This is a genomic window from Shewanella hafniensis, assembly GCF_019655335.1.
In the GTDB taxonomy this organism is placed as follows: domain Bacteria; phylum Pseudomonadota; class Gammaproteobacteria; order Enterobacterales; family Shewanellaceae; genus Shewanella; species Shewanella hafniensis.
This window is the reverse complement of the sequence record NZ_BPFD01000209.1, coordinates 1-565: the sequence shown is the minus strand read 5'-3', so window position 1 is coordinate 565 and position 565 is coordinate 1. Positions and strand designations below refer to the sequence as shown.

Below are 565 nucleotides of genomic sequence, written 5' to 3'. Positions count from 1 at the left end.
ATAAAATACAGTATTTTGTCCGTTATCTTTAAATTTGACCAAACCTAATCTTTGATTATGTAGGTACTTATTAGATTCAGGTACAAGTATCGAGCTACCAAGTAAACCTGCTGCTTGTTCTGTCATAGCAAGCAATAAATCATTTTTTTCAAGTATGTAGTCTTTTGGAATTTCACCAACGTAGTATTTTTGCTTATCAGCACGATCCCAATACCCACCTTCCTCTTTGAAATTACCAGGGGTAAGAAGAACATACTCTCCTTCAGTTGTAAAAAACTCACTTTTAAACGCAAAACCATGCTTAACAGATAGCATTTCACTTAACTCACGTTTAATCCACCCCTTAGGATTCGTCACTGGATCACCAAACATCTCAATAAACACTGACTGGGCGAGGCTGTTTAGCTCTTGCTCCATTTTCTGGCAGTCTTTACGCAGTTGGTCAGCTTTTTCTAACACCGCCGCAATTTGCTTTTGGGTTTCGAGTGGCGGAAGTGGGATTTTTAAAGCTGAAAATCTAGTTTTGTTTACTATGGCAACAGTTGTCTTTGGTGCCATATCATTT

Annotated in this window: 1 protein-coding gene; it reads right to left on the bottom strand. The window is 38.1% G+C overall.

The annotated features are described in order from the left end of the window. Positions 1–565: restriction endonuclease subunit S (locus K5Q99_RS21950; protein WP_220778137.1), on the bottom strand; the 565-nt coding region annotated here is incomplete at both ends.